Source organism: Minwuia sp. IMCC3009, assembly GCF_029909415.1.
Classification (GTDB): domain Bacteria; phylum Pseudomonadota; class Alphaproteobacteria; order Minwuiales; family Minwuiaceae; genus Minwuia.
Window position 1 is genome coordinate 513257 of the sequence record NZ_CP123781.1, and the last position, 21939, is coordinate 535195.

At 64.3% G+C, this 21939-nt stretch carries 22 protein-coding genes; 5 read left to right on the top strand and 17 right to left on the bottom strand.

The features are described 5' to 3' along the window. Window position 1 precedes the first annotated feature (1 nt). Window positions 2-1360 (top strand): PleD family two-component system response regulator, encoded by a 1359-nt coding sequence (locus QGV55_RS02350; RefSeq protein WP_281018478.1) that lies wholly within the window; start codon window positions 2-4, stop codon window positions 1358-1360. A gap of 128 nt (window positions 1361-1488) precedes the next feature. Here QGV55_RS02350 and QGV55_RS02355 read toward each other — a convergent pair whose 3' ends face one another. The 3 genes from QGV55_RS02355 to QGV55_RS02365 form a co-directional block, all read right to left on the bottom strand. Next, on the bottom strand, window positions 1489-2691 hold the full coding sequence (locus tag QGV55_RS02355) for an acetyl-CoA acetyltransferase (protein ID WP_281018477.1): 1203 nt from the start codon (window positions 2689-2691) through the stop codon (window positions 1489-1491). A gap of 182 nt (window positions 2692-2873) precedes the next feature. Then, window positions 2874-4334: an OB-fold domain-containing protein gene (locus QGV55_RS02360; protein WP_281018476.1), complete on the bottom strand. Its 1461-nt coding sequence runs from the start codon at window positions 4332-4334 to the stop codon at window positions 2874-2876. A 283-nt stretch (window positions 4335-4617) separates the two neighbouring features. Next, window positions 4618-5664, bottom strand: coding sequence for a DUF2332 family protein (locus tag QGV55_RS02365; RefSeq protein ID WP_281018475.1), 1047 nt, complete (start codon window positions 5662-5664; stop codon window positions 4618-4620). A gap of 447 nt (window positions 5665-6111) precedes the next feature. Here QGV55_RS02365 and speD point away from each other — a divergent pair, with 447 nt between their 5' ends. From speD to QGV55_RS02380, 3 genes are all read left to right on the top strand, one after another. Further along, window positions 6112-6561: an adenosylmethionine decarboxylase gene (gene speD / locus QGV55_RS02370; protein WP_281018474.1), complete on the top strand. Its 450-nt coding sequence runs from the start codon at window positions 6112-6114 to the stop codon at window positions 6559-6561. Further along, on the top strand, window positions 6558-7427 hold the full coding sequence (gene speE / locus QGV55_RS02375; protein ID WP_281018473.1) for a polyamine aminopropyltransferase: 870 nt from the start codon (window positions 6558-6560) through the stop codon (window positions 7425-7427). The genes speD and speE overlap by 4 nt, the downstream gene beginning before the upstream one ends. Window positions 7428-7509: 82 nt before the next feature. Further along, on the top strand, window positions 7510-8640 hold the full coding sequence (locus tag QGV55_RS02380; protein ID WP_281018472.1) for a type III PLP-dependent enzyme: 1131 nt from the start codon (window positions 7510-7512) through the stop codon (window positions 8638-8640). A gap of 26 nt (window positions 8641-8666) precedes the next feature. Here QGV55_RS02380 and QGV55_RS02385 read toward each other — a convergent pair whose 3' ends face one another. The 4 genes from QGV55_RS02385 to QGV55_RS02400 form a co-directional block, all read right to left on the bottom strand. Beyond that, a complete protein-coding gene (locus tag QGV55_RS02385; protein WP_281018471.1) occupies window positions 8667-9866 on the bottom strand; it encodes an aromatic ring-hydroxylating dioxygenase subunit alpha in 1200 nt (399 codons plus the stop codon). Between the two features lie 126 nt (window positions 9867-9992). Further along, window positions 9993-11714, bottom strand: a complete 1722-nt coding sequence (locus QGV55_RS02390; RefSeq protein WP_348637638.1) for a long-chain fatty acid--CoA ligase — start codon at window positions 11712-11714, stop codon at window positions 9993-9995. A 168-nt stretch (window positions 11715-11882) separates the two neighbouring features. Then, entirely contained in the window at window positions 11883-12476 is a 594-nt protein-coding gene (locus QGV55_RS02395) for a superoxide dismutase (protein ID WP_281018469.1), read from the bottom strand. Window positions 12477-12688: 212 nt separating this feature from the next. Beyond that, window positions 12689-12904, bottom strand: coding sequence for a DUF465 domain-containing protein (locus QGV55_RS02400; protein ID WP_281018468.1), 216 nt, complete (start codon window positions 12902-12904; stop codon window positions 12689-12691). A gap of 153 nt (window positions 12905-13057) precedes the next feature. Here QGV55_RS02400 and QGV55_RS02405 point away from each other — a divergent pair, with 153 nt between their 5' ends. Beyond that, the gene (locus QGV55_RS02405) at window positions 13058-13657 is read left to right on the top strand and encodes a TIGR02444 family protein (protein WP_281018467.1); all 600 of its coding nucleotides are present in this window, start codon (window positions 13058-13060) and stop codon (window positions 13655-13657) included. A gap of 12 nt (window positions 13658-13669) precedes the next feature. Here QGV55_RS02405 and QGV55_RS02410 read toward each other — a convergent pair whose 3' ends face one another. The 10 genes from QGV55_RS02410 to QGV55_RS02455 all read right to left on the bottom strand — a co-directional run bounded on the left by QGV55_RS02410 (window position 13670) and on the right by QGV55_RS02455 (window position 21898). After that, window positions 13670-14065, bottom strand: a complete 396-nt coding sequence (locus QGV55_RS02410; protein WP_281018466.1) for an iron-sulfur cluster assembly accessory protein — start codon at window positions 14063-14065, stop codon at window positions 13670-13672. Window positions 14066-14105: 40 nt separating this feature from the next. Continuing rightward, window positions 14106-14504 carry an SUF system Fe-S cluster assembly protein gene (locus QGV55_RS02415; RefSeq protein WP_281018465.1) on the bottom strand — a complete coding sequence of 133 codons (399 nt, stop codon included), beginning with the start codon at window positions 14502-14504 and terminating at the stop codon, window positions 14106-14108. A 36-nt stretch (window positions 14505-14540) separates the two neighbouring features. After that, window positions 14541-14969: a SufE family protein gene (locus QGV55_RS02420; protein WP_281018464.1), complete on the bottom strand. Its 429-nt coding sequence runs from the start codon at window positions 14967-14969 to the stop codon at window positions 14541-14543. 10 nt (window positions 14970-14979) lie between these two features. Then, window positions 14980-16233, bottom strand: a complete 1254-nt coding sequence (locus tag QGV55_RS02425; RefSeq protein WP_281018463.1) for a cysteine desulfurase — start codon at window positions 16231-16233, stop codon at window positions 14980-14982. Next, the gene (sufD, locus tag QGV55_RS02430; protein WP_281018462.1) at window positions 16226-17455 is read right to left on the bottom strand and encodes a Fe-S cluster assembly protein SufD; all 1230 of its coding nucleotides are present in this window, start codon (window positions 17453-17455) and stop codon (window positions 16226-16228) included. Before sufD ends, QGV55_RS02425 begins: the two co-directional genes overlap by 8 nt. Before the next feature lie 7 nt (window positions 17456-17462). Further along, entirely contained in the window at window positions 17463-18215 is a 753-nt protein-coding gene (gene sufC, locus QGV55_RS02435) for a Fe-S cluster assembly ATPase SufC (RefSeq protein ID WP_281018461.1), read from the bottom strand. Window positions 18216-18273: 58 nt separating this feature from the next. Next, window positions 18274-19743 (bottom strand): Fe-S cluster assembly protein SufB, encoded by a 1470-nt coding sequence (gene sufB / locus QGV55_RS02440; protein ID WP_281018460.1) that lies wholly within the window; start codon window positions 19741-19743, stop codon window positions 18274-18276. A 3-nt stretch (window positions 19744-19746) separates the two neighbouring features. Then, window positions 19747-20238, bottom strand: coding sequence for an SUF system Fe-S cluster assembly regulator (locus QGV55_RS02445; protein ID WP_281018459.1), 492 nt, complete (start codon window positions 20236-20238; stop codon window positions 19747-19749). A 101-nt stretch (window positions 20239-20339) separates the two neighbouring features. Then, window positions 20340-20795, bottom strand: coding sequence for a hypothetical protein (locus tag QGV55_RS02450; RefSeq protein ID WP_281018458.1), 456 nt, complete (start codon window positions 20793-20795; stop codon window positions 20340-20342). A 146-nt stretch (window positions 20796-20941) separates the two neighbouring features. Next, window positions 20942-21898, bottom strand: a complete 957-nt coding sequence (locus QGV55_RS02455; protein WP_281018457.1) for an acetamidase/formamidase family protein — start codon at window positions 21896-21898, stop codon at window positions 20942-20944. Window positions 21899-21939: the final 41 nt, after the last annotated feature.

The following is a 21939-nucleotide window of genomic DNA, read 5'->3' on the forward strand; positions in this document are numbered from 1 at the left end:
GATGTCTGCCCGCGTACTCGTGGTCGATGACGTTCTGCCGAACGTGCGTATTCTGGAGGCGAAGCTCTCCAGCGAGTATTATCAGGTGTTCACCGCCAGCAACGGCCCGGAGGCGCTGGAAGTCGTTGAACGCGACAATCCGGATATCGTGCTGCTGGATGTGATGATGCCCGGCATGGATGGCTTCGAGGTCTGCCGCCGGATGAAGGCCAACCCCGCTGTTTCCCACATTCCTGTCGTCATGGTGACGGCCCTGTCCGACGCATCCGACCGGGTGCAGGGGCTTGAGGCCGGCGCCGACGACTTCCTGACCAAGCCAGTCAATGACATGGCCCTGTTCTCCCGCGTGCGTTCGCTGGTCCGGCTCAAGATGACGATGGACGAGCTGAAGCTGCGCCGCCAGACCGGTGAGCGGCTGGGCATGTATTCCACCGAGAGCGAGATGACGGTGGAGGGCGCGCCGGTTCTGGTGATTGACGACAATGCGTCCGACAATCGGCACGTCAAGCGCCACATGGGCGACAAGTTCAGCCTGACCCTCGAGGCCGAGCCGGAAGCCGCGATCACACGGGCGCGTGAAGGCAATCCCGACCTGATCATCCTGTCACTCGACCACCGCGGCACCGACCCGCTGCGGCTGACGTCGCGCATTCGCAATGATGCCGTGACCCGCCAGGTGCCCATCCTGATGATCGGGGAGGAAAGCGACAACGAGCGGATTGCCAAGGGGCTGGAGCTTGGTGTCACGGACTATCTGCTGCGTCCGATCGACGGCAACGAACTGACCGCCCGCGCCAAGACGCAGGTGCGCCGGAAGCGGTTCCAGGACCAGCTCCGCGAAAGCGTCGAGGCCTCCATCACCATGGCGATGACGGACCCGCTGACGGGTCTCTACAACCGCCGCTATCTGGACCAGCATCTCGAGATGGCGATGCAGCGCAACCGCTCGGCAGGCAAGCCGCTGTCATTCCTGCTGCTCGACATCGATCATTTCAAGGCGGTCAACGACACCTATGGCCATGCCGTCGGCGACAAGATCCTGAAGCAGTTCGCGGAGCGGATCGAGCGCAGCGTGCGCGGCTTCGACCTCTGCGCCCGCTTCGGTGGCGAGGAATTCGTGGTCATGATGCCGGAAGCTGACAGGGTACTGGCCGAAAAGGTCGGCGAGCGCCTGCGCTGGGCCATGGAGGTCGAGCCCTTCGGGACCGGCGAGGACGTCGGTTCGATCGACGTCACCTGCTCGGTCGGCGGGGCCACGCTGCGGGATGGGGAAGACCCACCATCCCTGATGAAGCGCGCCGACATGGCCCTCTACAAGGCAAAGAATGCGGGCCGCAACAAGATGGTGATGGCCGAATAGGTCCAGCCACCCTCCGAAGAGGACCGGTCACCGTCCCCTGCCGATACAGGGAACGGTGAACTCTCGGGACCGTTACGCGAACCCGCGCCTTGTTGTCCGGGCCGTGTTTCCGGCAGGACTGCCCGCGATCAGGCGCCCTCCAGCCCCACGATGGCGATGGACGAGACATTGTGGTGCGGGAAGCCGCCCAGATTGTGCGTCAGGCCGATCTTCGGGTCCGCCAGCTGGCGCTTGTCGGCCCGTCCCAGCAACTGCTGGTACATCTCGTAGAGCATGCGGAGGCCGGATGCGCCGATGGGGTGGCCAAAGCATTTCAGGCCGCCGTCGATCTGCGCCGGTACGCCGCCATCCGCATCGAAGAAACCGTCCAGGAAATCCTTCCAGGCCGTGCCTTCCTTGGAGATGTAGAGGTCTTCGGCCGTCACCAGTTCGGTGATCGAGAAGCAGTCATGGCATTCGAACATGGACACCTGTTCGCGGGGATTGGTGATCCCGGCTTCGGCGTAGGCCCGCTCGGCGGCCTTCCGGGTCGTCATGAAATAGGAACCGTCCCAGCCTTCGCCGCTGGATTCGATGCCGTTGGAGACGGCGAGCTGAAGTGCCTTCACGGTCACCAGATCCTTCTTGCCGAGCTTCCGCGCGATCTCCGGCGTGGTGACGATGGCAGCGGCCGAACCGTCGGACACACCACAGCAGTCGAACAGGCCCAGCGGCTCCGCGATCATCGGTGCGTTCAGCACGGCGTCCGTGTCGATTTCCTTCTGCAGGTGTGCCTTCGGGTTCTTGGCCCCGTTGGCGTGGCTCTTCACGGAGACCTGCGCCATGGCGCGCTTCAGGTCTTCCGGCTTCACGCCATGCTTCTTCTGGTAGGCGGTGGCGAGCTGGGCGAACGATCCGGGCGCGGAGGCGTTGGCCCAGGTCATGTTGGAGACGGCGCCGGCCATGTTCTGCGGCAGGCCGCCATAGCCCGTGTCCTTCAGCTTCTCGACGCCGACCGCCAGGGCGATGTCAGCGGCACCGGAGGCCACGGCATAGACCGCGCCACGGAAGGCTTCGGTGCCGGAGGCGCAATAGTTCTCGACACGGGTCACCGGGATGTAGGGCAGGCGCAGCGCGACGGACAGCGGCACGGCGGACTTGCCGACATGGATTTCCTCGATTGCGGTGGAGAACCACGCGGCTTCGATCTGACTGGTCTCGATGCCCGCATCCTTCAGGCATTCCTCATAGGCCTCGATGATCAGATCGTCGGCGTCGCAGTCCCAGCGCTCGCCGAATTTCGAACAGCCCATGCCCAGAATGGCGACACGATCCCTGATTCCTGCTGGCATGATCAGACACTCCCCGGATGTTTGCGTGAACACGTAGTGGAAAAGTACGCTTGCGAACGATTTAGTCAAACAGCTTCGTCGGCATGGCCGATCTGCGATACCCCGTTGTCACGGATGTCCCAAAAGAAAAGCGGCCCCGAATGATCGGAGCCGCTTGTCGTCTCGATACAGTCCCGGAAAGGTCAGGCCGTCTTGCGATGGTCCGGTGCTGCCTTCCAGAAGTACTTCTTGAAGCCGCGGCGCTCGTCCTCGACCTTGATGCGGAAGACCATGCGCAGGGGCATGCCGACCTCGACACCGCCCTTGTCCACGTCGGTCAGGTCGGCCATCAGCCGTCCGCCACCCTCGAACGTCACCATGCCGAAATGGGTGGGCGGGTCCGGGGAGTAGGTCAGGCCATCCGCAGTCCAGCTCTGCACGGTGCAGGGCACGTCGGAGAAGCGGTAGTCTTCCTGGCTGTGCCAGGCACCGCAGTTCGGGTTCACGCAGATATGCGCCTTCGGGTACTGCACGGTGCCGCACTTGGTGCACTTGCCGCCCTTGAAGCCCAGAACCATCTCCCGCTTCCGGTAGAGCGTCGACAGTGCCGTCTGCGCGTCCGTCTCCGCCCGAATGCCCTTGTCGCGGTCGATCAGGTCGTTGAAGGCGAGATAGCGGTTGTAGTTGGTTTCCGCCTTGCCGCGGGCCAGAGACGATTCGACACCGCCCAGTGCGGGCTTGAAGCTGGTGACGGCATCCGTGGTCCGGAACAGCATCAGGTCACAGCCCTGACCCCAGCCGATGACCAGGATGACCTGGCCCGGCTTGGCGTTCTGCAGTGCCTTCGACAGCATGATCAGCGCGTGGGCCGTACCGGCCTCACCCATCACCGCATGCAGGTTGTCCTGCACGGCGGTGTCGGGAATGCCGGCGCCCTTGGCGATCTTCTGCGGCACGCCGCGGATCAGCGCGGGCATGATCATCACGTCAACGTCGGACGGGGCGACGTCGACCTTGGCGAACAGGGCATCGATGCCGCGCGGCACGATCTTGAAATAGCCCTCGTCGCGGATCCAGCGCTCTTCCCAGTTGTAGTCGAAGTCGCGGTTCTGGCCGCGATAATGGTCAACGAAGTCCACGGAGACCTGATGGCTGCCGAGATACTCCGCGATCACGTTGTTCTGGCCGAGCAGCATGGCGGCGGCGCCGTCACCCATCTGCAGTTCCTGCGCGCCGGAGGCCGCGGTCTGGCGGTGGTCGGCGGCGAGAAAGAGAACCTGCCCGTCGCGCTCGCCCATCCCCTCCAGCACATCGATCAGGCCGGAGGTGCCGGCCCGCTGTGACGAGGTCAGGTCAACGGTCTTCAGGTCCTCGCCCAGATCCAGCGCCGTTGCGGCCACTGTGGCGTTCTGGCGGTCGGCAAAGGGCAGGGTGGTGGAGGCGAGATAGATCGCCCGCAGGTCCGCCGGACCCTTCTCGCCGATGCAGTCGCGCCCGGCCTCGACGGCCATGGTCAGACTGTCCTCGTCCCAGTTGCACATGGACCGTTCGCCCTTGGCGAGACCGGCCAGTCCGGGATTGAACCAACCATTGGCCTCGACCACAGACTTGCGCTGCAGCCGCAGCCGCGGCACGTAGCCACCAAAACCGGTAATTCCTGCCATTCGCCTCTTCCCTCGCCCTATTGTTGCCCTGACCCTGTACTGCATGCGGAAACGCACCGCGCATCAGGATCACAAACAGAAGATTCGACGGAAGGATTCGGGACTGCCGCGCCGGGACCAGTGGTCCGTGGCAGCGTTCAGGCGACCCTCCCCGTCGCTCGCCGTTGAGTTAACCCGACCTGACAGGACACTGCAAGACCGGCAGTGCCCGTCTGGCGACAGGGCAGGGATGCATCATCGACGGGGATTGGCGGAGACCGCGACCACGAAAAGGGGCTGCCGGTCAGCAGGGTTCGATCCAGCGCCCGTGATAGTCGCACAGTGCCAGCACCTGCCGCTCCGGATCAGGCCAGAGGGTGTAGTAGAGCGCGGCGCATTTCGGATCGTCCTCGAACGGTTCCATGCGGACCCAGGCCAGAGGCGATTCCTCCGTGGCCATCGCGCCCGCGACCTCGATCGTGGAACGCAGGGAGCGCTGGATTTCCGCAGGCATGTATTGCCAGAAGATCGAGTGATAGATCACGGTTGTCCTGCCCATTGATGGCATGGCCAGGCAGGCCTCCGCCCAGTCCGCCGCATTGGCGCGGGCGAGCCGGGTTTCCTGCTGCAGTGCGATCCCGATGGCCGCGTCCAGTCGTTCCAGACGCTCCAGCTGGTCAGGCCAGACATAGCTGCGCAGGCGAAGCCGTTGTGCAGGATCGTCGAGCTGCAACGGATTGAGGTCGCAGCCGCGTCTCTCGGCAACCTCGATCGGATCCAGCGGTTCCGGTGCGCGTCCACGCCATTCGGGGGCCAGGCGGACGCCGGAATCCATGTCGCCCCAAAGGGTACCGCCGAGGTCATAGGCGAAGCGGTCCCAGTTCTGGTTCAGTCCGGCACTGGCGCCGAGCTCCAGCATCGACAGCGGGTATCCCGTGTCCCGGGCGGCACGCTGGAACCCGAGCAGCAGCACGGCGGCCCGGCCGGTCTCGTTGGTCTGCGGCGGATGATCCAGAAAGGCGCTCAGGAACTCGTCATCCGCCACCATCGTCTGGCGAATGATGTCCCAGAAGGCATCATCGTCGACCGGTGCGGCATTGGGCGGATAACAGCCTGCCAGCGCCTCGGACCGCCCGGCAAGCACGCAGGCGTGCAGCGCACCTGCGAACCGCAGCGAAAGGGCGTCATCGCGCATCCTGTCGTCCGGCCAGTCGAGAACCCGTGTCGTGAATGTCGTTTCCGGCTTCATACGCGCACCGGCAAGGTGCAGCAGCCGCGCCGTGAAGGGTGAGTTCATGCCCCCGCACACCTCTGCCTGCCGCTCGAAATGGCGGCGGGTCAGACTTCCCATATCCATCAACTCCTGTCCGGTTCGCGGCGATCATAGCGAGCGGGACCGGCACGGCCACCCTGTGCACGACAGGGCAGTTCGCATTCGCGAAAGAATGGCCATTGACAGGGGGCTTCAGAGACGCTAGATGCCCCCTCGAACGCAATCGCACGGACATTGGACGGACCGCTGTTCGACCCGTCGGCAGTCCCCCGGTTCCCGTCACGGCGTGAGCGTCTCTGAGAGCTTAGTTTGTCTTATCTGGCCATTGTGGCTGGGGCTATTGGAGAAGTGCCGTGCCGTTCTGCAGACAGACCTGACATCGTGATCGATGCGTGACGCCGCAGCGCCCGTTTCCCGGGATGCGCCGCCACACCCAATTTTCCATATCTGGAATACCGCACCCGTCGCCCGCCGAACCCCTCGGGCGTATGGGCAGTACTCATCTGCGTTCATGGGGATGAAACAATGGACTTCACCAACACCACCTTCGCTCCGGCCGAGATCACCGACGTCGACACCCTGGCCGATGAGGGCCGGAAGGATTTCTTCATCAGCAAGGACGGCGAGAACTTCGCTGGCACCCATCTGCTGATCGACGTCAAGGATGCGTCCCGGCTGGACGACATCGACCACATCGAGAAGACCCTGCGCGAGTGTGTCACCGCTGCCGGTGCCTCCCTGCTGTCGATCGACCTGCATCACTTCACGCCCAATGGCGGCGTGTCCGGTGTCGCGATCCTGGCCGAGTCCCACATCTCGATCCATTCCTGGCCGGAGTACGGCTATGCGGCGCTGGACGTCTTCATGTGCGGTGACGCACAGCCGCAGAACGCCGTGCCGGTCCTGCGTCGCGCCTTCCGGGCCGGCGAAGTGCTGGTGGACGAAGTCCGTCGTGGCAAGGGCCTGGTGGGATGACACTCCGCGACTGGGACAACTGGATCACCGAGCAGCTGCACGGAGCCTTCCGTTCCAGCTACCGGGCGGACCGTGTCCTGTTCGATACCGAGACCGGGCAGCAGCGGCTGGTGCTGGTCGACAATCCGATCTTCGGGCGGATGCTGTCCCTGGACGGCGTCACCCAGGTGACGGAGCGCGACGAGTTCGTCTACCACGAGATGCTGACCCATGTGCCGATGCTGGCGCATGGCAACGCCCGCCGCGTGCTGATCATCGGTGGTGGTGACGGTGGCATCTTGCGGGAGGTGCTGCGGCACCCGACCGTGGAACAGGCCACGATGGTGGAGATCGACGCCGGAGTGGTGTCGTTCTCGCGGGAGTGGCTGCCCAGCGTCTCCAACGGTGCCTTCGATGACCCGCGCCTGAACCTGGTGATCGCCGACGGTGCCGCCTTCGTGCGGGACACGCAGGACCGCTTCGATGTGGTCATCGTCGATTCGACCGACCCCATCGGACCGGGCGAGGTGCTGTTCACCGACAGCTTCTATGGCCATGTGCAGCGCCTGCTGAACCCGGGCGGTGTCGTCGTGACGCAGAACGGGGTGCCGTTCCTGCAACCGGACGAACTGCGTGGCACCATGCGGGCGTTCCGGTCGCTGTTCCAGGTGGCCACCTGCTATCTCGTCACGGTTCCGACCTATACCGGCGGACCGATGGCACTCGGATTCGGGACGGATGATGCAGCCCTGCTGCATGTCAGTGAACCGACGCTGGCCGAACGACTGGCGGAACTGGACTTCGCGCCGGGCTATTACACGCCGGCAGTCCATCGGGGCGCGTTCGCGTTACCGGGATATGTCGAAAAGCTCGTCGAACCTGACTGAGACCCGGTCGCCAGACCGACCATTGCCGACACTGTTTCCCTTGTTTTCCCGACCCTGCTTTTTTCGAAAAGGCCGTCGTCCCATGACCGACCGCATTCGCCAGTACCTGTCCGCGACCCCCCATGACCGTGCCACCCTGGTGGTGGATCTGGACCGGGTGCGGGAGAATTACGCGGGCTTTGCCCGTGCCTTCCCGGACACGACGATCTACTACGCCATCAAGGCCAATCCGGCGCCGGAGGTCCTGTCCCTGCTGGCGGACCTGGGCAGCAGCTTCGATGCGGCCTCGGTGCCGGAGATCGAGATGGCGCTGGCTGCGGGCGCGACCGCCGACCGCATCGCCTTTTCCAACACCATCAAACGGGAGCGTGACATCGGCCGCGCCTGGCAGCTGGGTGTGCGCCAGTATGCCTTCGACAGCGAGGCGGAGCTGGAGAAGCTGGCGCGGGTCGCGCCGGGCAGCCGTGTGGTCTGCCGCCTGCTGTGCGATGGCGAAGGCGCCGAATGGCCGCTGTCGCGCAAGTTCGGCTGTGTGCCGGAGATGGCGGAGCGCCTGCTGGCCCGTGCGCCGGGTCTGGGACTGGTGCCGTTCGGCCTGCAGTTCCATGTCGGATCTCAGCAGACGAATTCGGAGATGTGGGACCGCGCGCTGGCCACCTGCGCGACGCTGTTCCGCAACCTGGCGGATCAGGGCATCTATCTGCGCATGGTCAACATGGGCGGCGGTTTCCCGACGCGCTATCTGCGCGACGTGCCGGAGGTCGGGCGCTACGGCCAGTCGATCCACAACGCACTGCGCCGCCACTTCGGCAATCGCCTGCCGCAGACGGTGATCGAGCCGGGGCGGGGCATGGTCGGCGATGCCGGTATCATCCGCTCCGAGATCGTCCTGATCTCGCGCAAGTCCGACGATGATCCGATGCGCTGGGTCTATCTCGACATCGGCAAGTTCGGCGGACTGGCGGAGACGATGGACGAGGCCATTCGCTATCCCATCCGCACCGATCATGACGATGATGCCTTCGAGCCGATGATCCTGGCCGGCCCGACCTGCGATTCGGTCGACGTGATGTACGAGAAGACGCCGATCATGCTGCCGGTGTCGCTGCAGATCGGCGAGACCCTGCTGATCGAATCCACAGGTGCCTATACGACGACCTACGCCGCCAACGGCTTCAACGGCTTCCCGCCGCTGGCCTGCATCTGCATCTGATCAGGCGGCGCCCCGTCTGAAACCTGTCACCGCGCAGCCAGGGCGGCCGGAAGCCCTTCTTCCGGCCGCCTGAGCGGCTCCGGTTCTCCCATTGCCTGGTCGATCTCGGCGTGGAAGTCCTGCAGCGCAGGCTCGTTGCGGCCGAACGTGACGGTGGACTCCGGGCCCTCACTGTCCAGATTTGCCTGGATCTGCGCCATCATGACCAGGTCTTCGCGCTCCACCACACCCGCGGCGAGATCGAGGATCCTGTCCCAGTCGATGTCGAGCGACTGCCCCAGGGGAGAGGCCGCGACGGTCAGATCCCACGTCATGCGGTTCGGCTGTCCCTGAACCGGATTGAAGCGGTGGATCTCCGCGTGGGTTTCCATCGAGACGATGACGGTGTTCGGGAAGATCCGGTAGACGATGATGGCATGGCGGTGCAGGGGATCGGAGGTGATCTGCTCTTCCGTCAGATCAAGGATCGGGCGGCGCGGCGCGACGAGACGCGCGTGGGGCTGCAACGGTTCGTAGAGCGCAAAGCCACCCACCAGTGTCCTGCCGATCGTCCGGGCGTGCAGGACGGGGACGTGATAGGCCTCCAGAAACGTATCGACGCCGAGTTTCCAGTTCGTCGGCTTTCCGGTGCTGAACGTGCGGCGTGACCTGTAGGCATGGAAGTCGAACCCCTCCAGTTCGCTGACGATGGGGTGCAGCCTCGCGCGTGCCGTGGCCTCGTCCGTGCCTGGCGGCAGGAAGAACAGCATTCCGGCCCACTCCAGAATGGGGACCGGACAAAGGCCATCGACGCCGGGTTCGACCGTATCGAAGTGGCAGGCTTCCGGAACACTGGCGAGAATGCCGTCAAGTCCATAGGTCCACGCGTGGTAGGGGCAGGTGAACCTGCGGGCCTTGCCTTCCCCCTCCGCAACGCGGGTGCCCCGGTGGCGGCAGCGGTTGCGAAAGGCGCGTATCTGCTGGTCCTTCCCGCGAACGGCAAGCAGGGAGACGCCGGGCAGTTCGCGGGTCATGTAGTCGCCGGCGTCCGGAATTTCGCCTGCAAGACCAAGGTACTGGGGCTCGTTGCGGAAGATCGTGCCGGTTTCCCGCGACAGCCAGTCGGTATCGCTGTAGCGGCGGGCCGACGCCTCCACCGATCCGGCTGCGAGTGGCGGATCCTGGGCTTTCAGGCGGTCAATGGATTCGCGGATCAGTCTTGTCTGCAAGGCGCGTGGATGTCTCATGGCGCCCAATCTGGCGCGAACAGGGCAACGAGACAATACGCATGCGTATTATTTGTCCCTTGCGACTCGCCACGACCTACCCGGGCGGGCGGACAACGGTCGCCGGATGGCAGCCGACTGCCCGTGTCAGGCGGCCTTGGCGCGGCGCTTCTCTTCCTCTTCGTAGAGTTCCTTCTTGGACAGCTTGCCCACAAGGGTCTTGGGTAGCTCGGCGCGGATATCCATCTCGGAGATCATCTCGTGCTTGCCGATCTTGTCCTTCAGGAAGGCCTTCAGTTCGTCGAAGGTGAAGCTGTCAGCCCCTGCCTTCAGCTTGATGAAGGCCTTCGGCGCCTGGCCGCGATAATCGTCGTGGATGCCGATGACGGAGACCTCCTCGACGGACGGATGCAGGTAGATCGCTTCCTCGATATTGCGCGGATAGACGTTGAAGCCGCCACACAGGATCATGTCCTTGGTGCGGTCCACGATGTACATGTAGCCGTCATCGTCCATGTAGCCGACGTCACCGGTGCGGAAGTACCCGTCCTCGGTGAAGCTCTCCGCCGTCGCCTCGGGCTTGTTCCAGTAACCCTTCATGACATTCGCGCCACGGATGCAGATCTCGCCACGCTCTCCCATCGGCATGGTCTTCGACGGATCATCGACGTCGATGAACTTGATCTCGATGCCCGGCATCGGGATGCCGCAGGACCCGGGCTTCGCGACCCCGTGCACCGGCGTGGAGACCCCGGCGGGGCTGGTTTCCGTCATGCCCCAGCCTTCGGCCAGCTTGCAGCCGGTCAGCTTCTCGAACTTCTCCGCCACCTCGACCGGCAGCGGTGCGCCGCCCGAAGCACAGAATTTCAGCGACGACAGATCCATGTCCTGAATGCCGGGATAGTTGATGATGGCCGTGAACATGGTCGGCACGCCGGGGAACATGGTCGGCTTCTTCGATCCCAGGTCCTTGATCACTGCCTCCAGCTCGAAGCGCGGATGCAGCACGATCTCCGCCCCGAACCGCATCGCCAGCAGCATGTTGATCTGCAGCGCATAGATGTGGAACAGCGGCAGGACGGCCAGGATCTTCTCCTTGCCCTCTACCAGGGTCGGCTCGTCACCGGTGTTGGAGACGACATACATGCTGGTCGCGGCGGTCAGGTTGCCATGGGTCAGCATCGCGCCCTTCGGCAGGCCGGTGGTGCCGCCGGTGTACTGCAGCACGGCCAGGGTCTCCGCCGGATCGCCGATCGCGACCGGATTGTACTTGCCGTCATTGGCGATCAGCTTCTTGAACCGGACATGGTGCATGTCGTTCGGGACCTTCGCGATCTCCTTCGACTTCACCAGCGGGAACAGCAGGTTCTTCGGGAACGGCAGCACGTCGGGCAGGCCGCCGACGACGATCTTCTTCAGCCGGGTCTTGCCCAGCATCTCCGCCATCTGCGGATACAGCGCGGTCAGGTCCAGCGTGACCATGATGTCGGTCTGGCTGTCCTCGATCTTGTGTTCCAGCACCTTGGCGGCATCCAGCGGCGAATAGTTCACCACTGTCCCGCCGGCCTTCAGGATGGCGTAGAAGCAGATGACGTAGTGGGGGGTGTTCGGCAGGAACAGGCCGACATGGACGCCGGGTCCGACGCCCAGTGCCTGAAAGCCCTTCGCGGCGCGGGAGACCAGGTCGCTGAGTTCGCGGTAGGTCAGCACCTTGCCCATGAAGTCCGTGGCGGGCTGGTCGGGCCAGCGCGAGACCGCATCATCGAGGATCTGGTAGACGGGAAAGGTGTCGATCGGGGCATGCCAGTCCACGCCAGCGGAATAGGATTTCAGCCACGGATGTTCACCCACACGAATTCTCCCTGTCATCTGGCGCCGGATCGTCCGGCCCTCGCAGCAATTTCGCCGTCCGTATTCTCCACCGAGACATACCCCGCGTGCCAAATTGCCGCAATACGCAATAGGCCGGAATTGAAACGAAAAAGGCCGCCGGACAGTGCTGCCCGGCGGCCCCTTCAACAGAACTGAAGCTGAACGTCAGCCCTTCAGGTTCGCGTTCGCGAAGTCCCAGTTCACCAGGTTGTCCCAGAACGCCTGCACGAAGTCGGGGCGGCGGTTCTGGTAATCCAGGTAGTAGGCATGCTCCCAGACGTCGACGGTCAGGATCGGCTTCTGCCCGTCGGTCAGCGGGGTGCCGGCATTGGAGGTATTGACGACCTTCAGCTTGCCGCCGTCCTGCACCAGCCAGGTCCAGCCGGAACCGAAGTTGCCGACTGCGGATGCCTTGAAGGCCGCGACCAGTTCCTCGGTGGAGCCGAAGTCGGCCTTGATGGCATCGGCGATGTCACCGGTTGCCGCGCCGCCGCCGTTCGGGGCCATGGAATTCCAGAAGAAGGTGTGGTTCCAGATCTGGGCGACCTGGTTGAACAGACCCTGGTTGCCCGCCTTGTGGGCCTCCGCGATCGCTTCCTCGACGCTGGCCTTGTCCAGATCGGTGCCGGCCACCAGCTCGTTTGCCTTCGTCACATAGGCATTGTGATGCTTCTTGTGGTGAAAGCTGAAGGTGTTGGCGGAGTAGTGCGGCTCCAGCGCGTTGTCGGCGTAGGGCAGGGGGGGAAGTTCGAATGCCATGTCGGTTTTCTCCGTCTGTTGGTTGCTTCTGGCCACGCCGCCGTGCTGGCGTGATGGCCGGTGAATTCCGTTCTGTGCCCTGCCGCTGTCGGTCCCCGGGTGGGCACTCTGGTCCGTTACAGTACGATCTGGTGCGTTTCGCGCGTGAATAAAGGCGTCAGACCGTCTCAGGTCAAGCCCGCGACGGTCGTGAAGCCCGTGTTGCGCAGCATTCAGGCAATGATGTCGGGCATCAGCATGCCTTCGAGCCGCAGGATCTCGTCCTTCACCTTCAGTTTCTGTCGTTTCAGGCGCTGCATCTGCAGATCATCGAAGGCGCCCTTTTCCACCAGGGCCGCGATTGCCGCGTCGAGATCCTGGTGCGCAATCCGCTGTTCCGCCAGGCGCTTCTCGATGTAGGTCCGTGTCTCGCCCTCCGCTACAGTCATGTCACCGGTCTCTCCTTTGCCGTGCCCGTCAGCCATGCCATAGTCGCGCCGCGCGCATGCAGCTGATCCCCCAAGAGTAACATGACCGCGCATCGGGATCACGGTCGGCGGCATCGCCGGACCACGATTGAACGCTGAACACTGGATCGTTTCATGGCGGTATTCTCGTCCGGAGTCTTCCCCCCCAATGACCTGTGGGACTACGCCACGCGTGTCTATGCGCGCGGCGCTGCGAAGCAGGCCTGTCTGGCCCTGCAGGACCGGCACGGGCTGGACGTCAATGTCATGCTGTTCTGCTGCTGGGTCGCCTCCAGCGGGCGCGGCACCTTCCGTGACGGCGAACTGGATCAGGCGTTGCGGGCCGTGGCGGACTGGCGCGGCAATGCCATCAATGCGCTGCACGGTCTGAAACTCTATCTGAAGGGCGATACCGCCCCGGCACCGCGGCCGCTGTCCGACGATCTGCGGCGGGTGATCGTGGAGAGTGAACTGCATGCGGAGCATGTCGAGGTGCTGATGCTGCATGCCTCCATGACCCGGGCCGGCACCGGTACCTTCGACCGCCTGCGGCAGATCGAGGATTCACTGTCCAACCTCTTCGCCTATCTGGCGCGGGTCGGTATCCAGGCCGACGACAGCGACCTGGCCGCCCTGATCGAGATCCTGATCGCGGCCTTCCCCGACGAACTGCCGGGGCGCATCGAGAGCCTGGCCGCGGGGGCAGCCTTCAGGTTGCGCGCCGGTCGTCGCTGACGCAGAGACCCGTCAGGACGTCCGCTTCGCCGCCTCACCCACAGCCGGCTGGACGGAGAAGCTCTCGCCGCAACCGCAGCGTTCCGCCTCGTTCGGGTTGGAGAAGGTGAAGCCGGAGCGGAACTGGGTTTCCTCGTAGTCCATCTCCGCGCCCAGCAGGAACATGGTGGCCATCGGGTCGACGAAGACGCGCGCGCCCTCGGCCTCCACCACTTCCTCGAACTTCTTCTGCTCGGTGGCATACTCGACATTGTAGGTCATGCCGGAACAGCCGCCGGTCTTGACGCCGACGCGCACGCCGAGCGCCGTGTCGCCCTTGGCCTCCGCCCGCTGCATCAGCCGCTGCACCTGCTCGGCGGCGCGCGGCGTGACGGTAAGGATCGGTTTGCCACCCTCGGTCTGGAACATCATTTCACTCCTGAACAGGTTGGTCTGAATTCCGCGTCACTCAAAACATGTCGAGGGCGAGACGGGCCTCGTCCGACATGCGCTCCGGCGTCCACGGCGGCTCGAACACCAACTGCACGGTGACGAGGCCGGTGCCTTCGACAGTGGCCACCGCGTCCGCCACCCATTGCGGCAGTTCACCCGCCACGGGGCAGGCCGGGGCGGTCAATGTCATGTCGACCTCGACATCGCCGTCCGGTTTCGCTTCCAGCCTGTAGATAAGGCCGAGTTCGTAGATGTCCACCGGGATCTCCGGGTCATAGACGGTTTTCATCGCCGCGATCAGCGGTTCGGAGCCGAGTTCGCTCAGGCCCTCCCGCTTCTCGCCCGCATAGGCGACGACGTCCGGGACTTCCATGAAGTCCAGCAAGCCGGGACTGTGGTCAGGTGTCATGGTCATTTCAATTCCCCTGTGTGGAGAGCAGGTTTGTGCGCATCAGGCACCGGCGCTTTCGCGGGCCACCGGCTGGCCGGCCAGTTTCTGGATCTGTTTCAGCATTGCCATCATGCCGACCTGGCGCTGGAAGGTGAGGGCGCCCAGGTTCAGCCGCCGCACGTCATCCAGGCTGATTTCCCGAACCTCCTCCGACGTCAGGCCGCTGAAGGACCGCACCATCATGTGCACCAGCCCCTTCACGATTGCCGCCTCGGAGGCGCCCTTGAACCAGTGCAGGCCGTCCTTTTCCTCGTGCACCAGCCACACCTTCGACATGCAGCCGTGCATCAGGTTCGCGTCGGTCTTCCATTCCTCCGGGAAGTCTGTCGCATCCTGTTTCTTCGCCAGATCGAGCAGGAACTCGAAGCGCATGTCGTCGTCCAGCGCCTCCAGGGTCTCCGCGAAATCCTCATATTCCTCTCGTGCCATGGTGCCCCCTTCAGGCCAGCATCTTCTTGGCCTTCTCGATGGCTTCCCCAAGCACATCGATCTCGGCCTTCGTGTTGTACATCGCCAGTGTCGCGCGGACGGTGCCGATGATCCCCAGCCGGTCCATCAGCGGCTCCGCGCAATGGTGGCCGACGCGGCAGGCAACGCCCTGACGGTCCAGCACGGCGGCCACGTCATAGGGGTGCAGCCCGTCGACCAGGAAGGAGATGATGGCGGCCTTGTCCGGCGCGGTGCCGATCAGGCGCATTCCGTCGATGGCGGACAGCCGTTCATGCGCATAGTCGCGCAGGCCCGCCTCATGCGCGCGGATGGCGTCGAAGCCGATGTCCGCGACATAGTTGATCGCCGCATGCAGGCCGATGGCCTCCACGATCGCAGGGGTTCCGGCCTCGAACCGGTGCGGGGCTTCCTTGAAGGTCGATCCCTTGAAGGAGACCTTGTCGATCATGTCGCCGCCTCCCAGGAACGGCGGCATGCTGTTCAGGATATCCAGCTTGCCGTAGAGCACGCCAAGGCCGCTCGGCCCATAGAGCTTGTGGGCGGTGAAACCATAGAAATCGGCGTCTATGTACTGGACGTCCACAGGGCCGTGCACGACCGCCTGTGCGCCGTCGAACAGCACCTTCGCACCCGCGTCGTGGGCCAGCCGCGCCACTTCCTTCGCCGGGACGTTGGTGCCCAGCACGTTGGAGCAATGGGTGATGGAGACCAGCCTGGTGCGGTCGTTCAGCAGTTCCGCGAACCGCTCGATCCGGAAGCTGCCGTCGTCCTCCACCGGTGCCACGCGCAGCACGACACCCGTCGCCTCCGCCAGCAGCTGCCAGGGCACGATGTTGGCGTGATGCTCCATCTCGGAAACGATGACCTCGTCCCCCGCCTTCAGGAAGGCGCGGCCATAGGCATGGGCCACCAGGTTGATGGCGGCGGTCACATTGGACGTGAAGATGATCTCGTCCGGGCTGGCCGCATTCAGGAACCGCGCGACGCGATCCCGCGCCTGCTCGAACGCATCCGTGGTCGCGGCGGACAGGTAGTGCGCCCCACGATGGACGTTGGAATACTGGTGTTCCATGCAGTGGCGCATGGCGTCGATGACCTGACGCGGCTTCTGCGCGCTGGCCCCTGAATCCAGGAACACCAGCGGCTTGCCATAGACGGTCTCCGAAAGGATCGGAAAGTCACGGCGCACCGCGTCCACATCCAGAACGGTACTGTTCGTGTGGTCCGAAACGGTATCAGCCATGGGCCGCACCCTCCAGCTGCAGGGCGCCGTGCACCCGGTCCTTCAGGCGCTCGCGCAGTCCTTCGTCGGCGATACCGTCGAAGGCCTCGTCCAGGAAGGCCTGCACCAGCAGGCTCTTCGCGGCCTGCGCGTCGATGCCGCGGGCGCGCAGATAGAACAGCGCGTCCTCGTCGATCTCGCCTGCGGTCGCGCCGTGGCTGCAGACCACATCGTCGGCATAGATCTCCAGCGCCGGCTTGGAATCGATCTCCGCCTGGCGCGACAGCAGCAGGGCCTTGTTCAACTGATGCCCTGCAGTCTTCTGCGCGTCCTTCATCACCCGGATGCCGCCCTGAAAGACGCCACGGGACCGGTCATCCAGCACGCCCTTGTAGACTTCGTGGCTGCTGGTGTTGGGCACCGCGTGGTCGATGTGGGTGGTGTGGTCCAGGTGCTGCTGCCCACGGCCTGCATAGGCCCCGAGCAGGCGCACGGAACTGCCCTGACCGTTCAGCGCGACATGCACCTCATCCCGTGCCAGCCTGGAGCCGACGGACAGCACGAAACGTTCATGGCTCGCGTCGCGCCCGATCTCCACCGCGCAGTCCGACAGGTGAAAGGCCTCGGTGCTTTCGTCCTGCAGCTTCACGTGACGCAGGCGCGCGCCGTCCGCCAGCCGTACATCGGTGGCCAGGGTCGCGGCATAGGCGTTGCTGCCCAGATGATGTTCCACCACGGTCAGCGCGCTGTTGCTGCCGAGCGCGATCTCCAGCGTGAAATGATGACCGCCCGAACGGCTGCCGGTGCCGATGAAGACAAGCTCCAGCGCCCGGGGCGGCGTCGCGTTGGCATCCAGCGTGATGCGCAGCCCGTCGTCCGCCATCGCAATGCTGAGGTCGCGCAGGGCACGACCGCTGTCCGTGTCGGCCTGCAGACCGCTGCCCTGCGCGAGGCTCAGGCCGTCGATCCCGGCATCCGAAAGGTCACCGTCGATACGACCGTCAATGATGAGCACCCGGTAGGCCCCATCCACAAGCGTGTCCGGAATGGCGGGACGGCTGTCGTTCGCAGGCTCCGTCCGCGCATCCAGGAACTGGGCCAGCGGGCGCAGGTTGGTGAACTTCCAGGCTTCCTGCTTCGGCGTCGGAAGGCCCGCGTCCCGGAACCGGTCGCGCGCTGCGGTCCGGTCGGTATCGGCATCGCCGCTGAAGCGTTCCAGAAGGATTTCGGCTGTGCTGTCCATGACTGCCTCAGGCCGCCCGGTCCGAGCCGAAGGACGCATAGCCCTTCTTTTCCAGTTCCAGCGCCAGGCTCTTGTCACCGCTCTCGACGATCCGGCCCTCCGCCAGGATATGCACCCGGTCGGGAACGATGTGATCCAGCAGCCGCTGGTAATGGGTGATGATCAGCATGCCGCGTTCCGGCCCGCGCAGGGCGTTGACGCCATCGGCCACGACCTTCAGCGCATCGATGTCGAGACCGGAGTCGGTTTCGTCCAGCAGGCAGAACGCCGGGTCGAGCACCGCCATCTGCAGGATCTCGTTGCGCTTCTTCTCGCCACCGGAGAAGCCGACATTGACGGGACGTTTCAGCATCTCGTCGGAGATGTTCAGGTCCTTCGCCTTGCCGCGCACCAGCTTCATGAACTGCATGGCGTCATATTCTTCCTCGCCGCGCTGGCGACGCACCGCGTTCACGGCGGTTTTCAGGAACGTCAGCGTCGCGACACCTGGAATTTCCACCGGATACTGGAAGCCCAGGAACAGCCCGTCGGCGGCCCGCTGCTCCGGTTCCCGGTCCAGCAGGTCGCGGCCCTGGAACGTGACCCTGCCGTCGGTCACCGTGTAGCCGTCGCGCCCCGCCAGCGTATAGGACAGGGTGGACTTGCCGGCCCCGTTCGGGCCCATGATGGCATGCACCTCGCCCTTCGGGACTTCCAGGTCCAGGCCCCGGATGATTTCCTTGCCATCCACTTCGACGTGCAGGTTCTCGATCTTCAGCATGTTGTCGCCTTCGGCTTGTCTGTCTGTTGCGTTGCGCGGTTCGGTGTCGGCCGTTGCCTCAGCCGACACTGCCTTCCAGGCTGATGCCCACCAGCTTGGTTGCCTCCACCGCGAATTCCATCGGCAGTTCCCGCATCACCTCGCGGCAGAACCCGTTGACGATCAGCGCCACCGCCTCCTCGTCGGACAGCCCGCGCTGGCGGCAATAGAACAGCTGCTCGTCGGAGATCTTCGAGGTCGTGGCCTCATGCTCCACACGGGCGCTGGAGTTCTTCGCCTCGATGTAGGGCACGGTGTGCGCCCCGCACTGGTCGCCGATCAGCAGGGAGTCGCACTGGGTATAGTTGCGCGCGCCCTCCGCCCCCGGCTGGATGCGCACCAGACCACGGTAGGTCTGGTTGGCGCGACCGGCGGAGATGCCCTTGGAGATGATCGTCGACCGGGTGTTCTTGCCGATGTGGATCATCTTGGTGCCGGTGTCGGCCTGCTGGCGGTTGTTGGTGATGGCGACCGAGTAGAACTCGCCCACCGAATTGTCGCCCTGCAGGATGCAGCTCGGGTACTTCCAGGTGATCGACGATCCCGTCTCCACCTGGGTCCAGGAAATCTTCGAGTTCCGGCCCCGGCAGGCACCGCGCTTGGTGACGAAGTTGTAGATGCCGCCCTTGCCGTTCTCGTCGCCCGGATACCAGTTCTGCACCGTGGAGTACTTGATCTCCGCATCATCCAGCGCGATCAGTTCGACCACCGCCGCATGGAGCTGGTTCTCGTCGCGCATCGGCGCGGTGCAGCCCTCCAGATAGCTGACGTAGGAGCCTTCATCGGCGATGATCAGCGTCCGTTCGAACTGCCCCGTATTCTCCTGATTGATGCGGAAATAGGTCGACAGTTCCATGGGGCAGCGCACGCCCTTCGGAATGTAGACGAAGCTGCCATCGGTGAAGACGGCGGAGTTCAGGCAGGAATGCTTGTTGTCGGCCGCCGGCACGACGGAGCCGAGATACTTCCTTACCAGTTCCGGGTGTGTCTGGATGGCTTCCGAGATGGCGCAGAAGATGATGCCCTTGGCTTCAAGCTGCTTCTTGTAGGTGGTGCCGACGGAGACACTGTCGAACACGGCATCGACGGCGACCTTCGGTGCGCCCTCGACCCCGGCCAGCACTTCCTGCTCGCGCAGCGGGATACCCAGCTTGGCATAGGTCTCCAGCAGCTTCGGATCGACCTCGTCCAGGCTCTTCGGCTTGTCGCCGGTCTTCGGCGCCGCATAGTAGTAGGCGTCCTGATAGTCGATCTGGGGAAAGTCGACGAAGGCCCATTCCGGCTCCGGCATCGTCAGCCAGTGGCGGTATGCCTTCAGCCGCCATTCCAGCAGCCATTCCGGCTCCTCCTTCTTGGCGGAGATGAAGCGGACGATGTCCTCGCTTAGCCCCTTCGGTGCCATGTCGGATTCGATGTCGGTGGAGAAACCGTACTTGTAGCGGTCCCCCAGTTCCTTGACCTGCTGGATGGTTTCGGCAGTTGCAGCCATGCGTCAGGCCCCCCTTGAGGTGCTGGTTGAGTGCCCGTAGGCCGGACGGGGCGCGTCAGGTACGGGAAATTCCATGGGTGTCAGGGCCATGTCGGCCAGGGTCACGCGACCCAGCGCGGAACGGATCGCCTCGTTGACCCGGTTCCAGTTGCCGCGCATGCCGCACAGGCTCTCCACATTGCAGCTGTCGTCTGCCCCGTCGACACAGGCGGTCAGCGCGATGGGACCGTCCAGCGCCTGAACGATCTCGGCGATGGAAATCTGCTCCGGCGTCCGCTCGACCACGTAGCCGCCCTGCGCCCCGCGAACGGAACGCAGCAGGCCGGCGCGGGCCAGGGACTTCAGGACCTTGGCCACGGTCGGCTGCGGCACGCCGGTCTCATCGGACAGCCGGGTGGCGGTGAACAGCACATCTGCCGTCGCGGCTTCGCTGACCTGGCCCATGTGGACCATCATCACCACCGCGTAGTCCGTCAGTTTGCTCAATCGCATCATCAGCCGGTCTGCCCCCGCGCCATGAAACAGGACTTCATTGGTCCTCTATCTACCGGAAGCCGGTGATAAATCAAGACCGGAACAGTACGGATTGATCCGTTTCAGGCTGCGGCGCGGGCCTGCTGCTTCGCCAGCCCGCGACGGAAGTCGTCCAGGGTGATGATGCGGTCGATGTTGCCGTCGGCGTCCAGGATCTCGTAGACGACGCCGTCCACAGCGGTCATCTGCAGCAGGATCGTGGCACCGTTCTCGCCGCCGCCCTCGATATGCGTCTCATCGCCATTGTTGGTTCCGAAACCGGCTGAGACGCGGGCGGTATGCGGGGCGCCATGGTCGAGCACCGGTTCGAACAGCCGGTGCTCCCCCTCGATCACCAGTGTCTTTGTCGGTCCGACATGCCGGTGCGGCACACATTCCGCGTGCGGATCGAACTTCATCAGCATGTCCACGACCTGCGTGCGGTCATCCACCGACAGCAGGTGATAATACAGTCCCTCGAAGCCCGCGAACGGCCGCCACGGGATGTTCCCGTTTCCGAATTCGGTTGTCATGGTCATCAGATGGGTCCTCCCCCGCTTGTGGTCATGCACCACGTGCATTCTGGCGCAGCACATGATCCGGAAGCAATGCCGCAGGGATCCGCGCGGGGTCCGGGATCGTCGCCTCGCCAGTGCTTGCGGTCGCGAGAGAGGTCCGCAGCAATTCAGCCGAGGGCCGATTTCCGCAGGACGGTGTGTGCGCCCTTGTGCTGGTTCACGAGCTGGGTGATGTGCATGTCCGCGGCGATCGAGCAGAGCGTGTAGGCATCCTCGCGTGACAGGCCGGCGCGCGTTGAGATCAGCCGGATCATGGCCCGGAGCGCCTGTTTCGCCGCGTTCTCCAGATCGGGATCAAAACCGAAAGTGATGAACGAGTCCTCGGTTTCCGCCCACGGCATCCATGGTCCCGGCATGTTCTCGGCCGCGCCCTTCTCCACCTGAAACGAGAACACACCACTCATGCATGTCTCGATGGCGGTCAGGCAGACCTCGCCGTCGCCCTGGTTCGCGTGACCGTCGCCACAGGAGAACAGCGCGCCGTCCTGAAAGACAGGCAGATGCAGGGTGGCCCCGGCGCCAAGCAGTTTGCAGTCGATGTTTCCGCCGAAGGCGCGCGGTACGATCGATGACTGGATGCCCCAGTGATCGGGCGGCGCAACGCCCATGACACCGAAGAACGGAGACAGGGGCAGCGTCGTGCCCCAGGGCAGGCTTGCGGTCCTTGCCGCCTGATCGATCGGGATGTGCAGCAGACGCGATTCATCGAAGTCTTCCGGCAGGGTGCCAGACAGGGGCCTGATCGCGTTCCAGCCCCAGTCGCAGATAAGCTCGACGCTCTCGATCTTCACCGACAGCGCATCGCCGCATTCGGCATCCCTGATGCCGACCGGACCTGTCAGCGTGTGGCCGGGCGTCATCCTGTGCTTGACCTCGTCCAGGATGCGCCGGTGGTCATCGCGTACCGTCATCGGGGGAGGTGGCAGCACGCTCTCGCCGCCGGAGACGGTCTCGACAAGAACCTGTTCCCCGGCCTGAACCCAGGCAACCGCAGGGAGTTTCGGGTCGAAATAGCCCCAATGAACAGTGTCCGGCGTTGCCGGAACATGCAGCGAATGGGCCATGGTCGCCTTCTCCTGGTCTGTGGACCGCGTTGCGCGACGCG

Bases quoted from the DNA above. Each gene is read 5' to 3' on its own strand.
- QGV55_RS02350 (WP_281018478.1), top strand. From the start codon at position 2: ATGTCTGCCCGCGTACTCGTGGTCGATGACGTTCTGCCGAACGTGCGT.
- QGV55_RS02355 (WP_281018477.1), bottom strand. From the start codon at position 2,691: ATGCCAGCAGGAATCAGGGATCGTGTCGCCATTCTGGGCATGGGCTGT.
- QGV55_RS02360 (WP_281018476.1), bottom strand. From the start codon at position 4,334: ATGGCAGGAATTACCGGTTTTGGTGGCTACGTGCCGCGGCTGCGGCTG.
- QGV55_RS02365 (WP_281018475.1), bottom strand. From the start codon at position 5,664: ATGGGAAGTCTGACCCGCCGCCATTTCGAGCGGCAGGCAGAGGTGTGC.
- speD (WP_281018474.1), top strand. From the start codon at position 6,112: ATGGACTTCACCAACACCACCTTCGCTCCGGCCGAGATCACCGACGTC.
- speE (WP_281018473.1), top strand. From the start codon at position 6,558: ATGACACTCCGCGACTGGGACAACTGGATCACCGAGCAGCTGCACGGA.
- QGV55_RS02380 (WP_281018472.1), top strand. From the start codon at position 7,510: ATGACCGACCGCATTCGCCAGTACCTGTCCGCGACCCCCCATGACCGT.
- QGV55_RS02385 (WP_281018471.1), bottom strand. From the start codon at position 9,866: ATGAGACATCCACGCGCCTTGCAGACAAGACTGATCCGCGAATCCATT.
- QGV55_RS02390 (WP_348637638.1), bottom strand. From the start codon at position 11,714: ATGACAGGGAGAATTCGTGTGGGTGAACATCCGTGGCTGAAATCCTAT.
- QGV55_RS02395 (WP_281018469.1), bottom strand. From the start codon at position 12,476: ATGGCATTCGAACTTCCCCCCCTGCCCTACGCCGACAACGCGCTGGAG.
- QGV55_RS02400 (WP_281018468.1), bottom strand. From the start codon at position 12,904: ATGACTGTAGCGGAGGGCGAGACACGGACCTACATCGAGAAGCGCCTG.
- QGV55_RS02405 (WP_281018467.1), top strand. From the start codon at position 13,058: ATGGCGGTATTCTCGTCCGGAGTCTTCCCCCCCAATGACCTGTGGGAC.
- QGV55_RS02410 (WP_281018466.1), bottom strand. From the start codon at position 14,065: ATGTTCCAGACCGAGGGTGGCAAACCGATCCTTACCGTCACGCCGCGC.
- QGV55_RS02415 (WP_281018465.1), bottom strand. From the start codon at position 14,504: ATGACCATGACACCTGACCACAGTCCCGGCTTGCTGGACTTCATGGAA.
- QGV55_RS02420 (WP_281018464.1), bottom strand. From the start codon at position 14,969: ATGGCACGAGAGGAATATGAGGATTTCGCGGAGACCCTGGAGGCGCTG.
- QGV55_RS02425 (WP_281018463.1), bottom strand. From the start codon at position 16,233: ATGGCTGATACCGTTTCGGACCACACGAACAGTACCGTTCTGGATGTG.
- sufD (WP_281018462.1), bottom strand. From the start codon at position 17,455: ATGGACAGCACAGCCGAAATCCTTCTGGAACGCTTCAGCGGCGATGCC.
- sufC (WP_281018461.1), bottom strand. From the start codon at position 18,215: ATGCTGAAGATCGAGAACCTGCACGTCGAAGTGGATGGCAAGGAAATC.
- sufB (WP_281018460.1), bottom strand. From the start codon at position 19,743: ATGGCTGCAACTGCCGAAACCATCCAGCAGGTCAAGGAACTGGGGGAC.
- QGV55_RS02445 (WP_281018459.1), bottom strand. From the start codon at position 20,238: ATGATGCGATTGAGCAAACTGACGGACTACGCGGTGGTGATGATGGTC.
- QGV55_RS02450 (WP_281018458.1), bottom strand. From the start codon at position 20,795: ATGACCATGACAACCGAATTCGGAAACGGGAACATCCCGTGGCGGCCG.
- QGV55_RS02455 (WP_281018457.1), bottom strand. From the start codon at position 21,898: ATGGCCCATTCGCTGCATGTTCCGGCAACGCCGGACACTGTTCATTGG.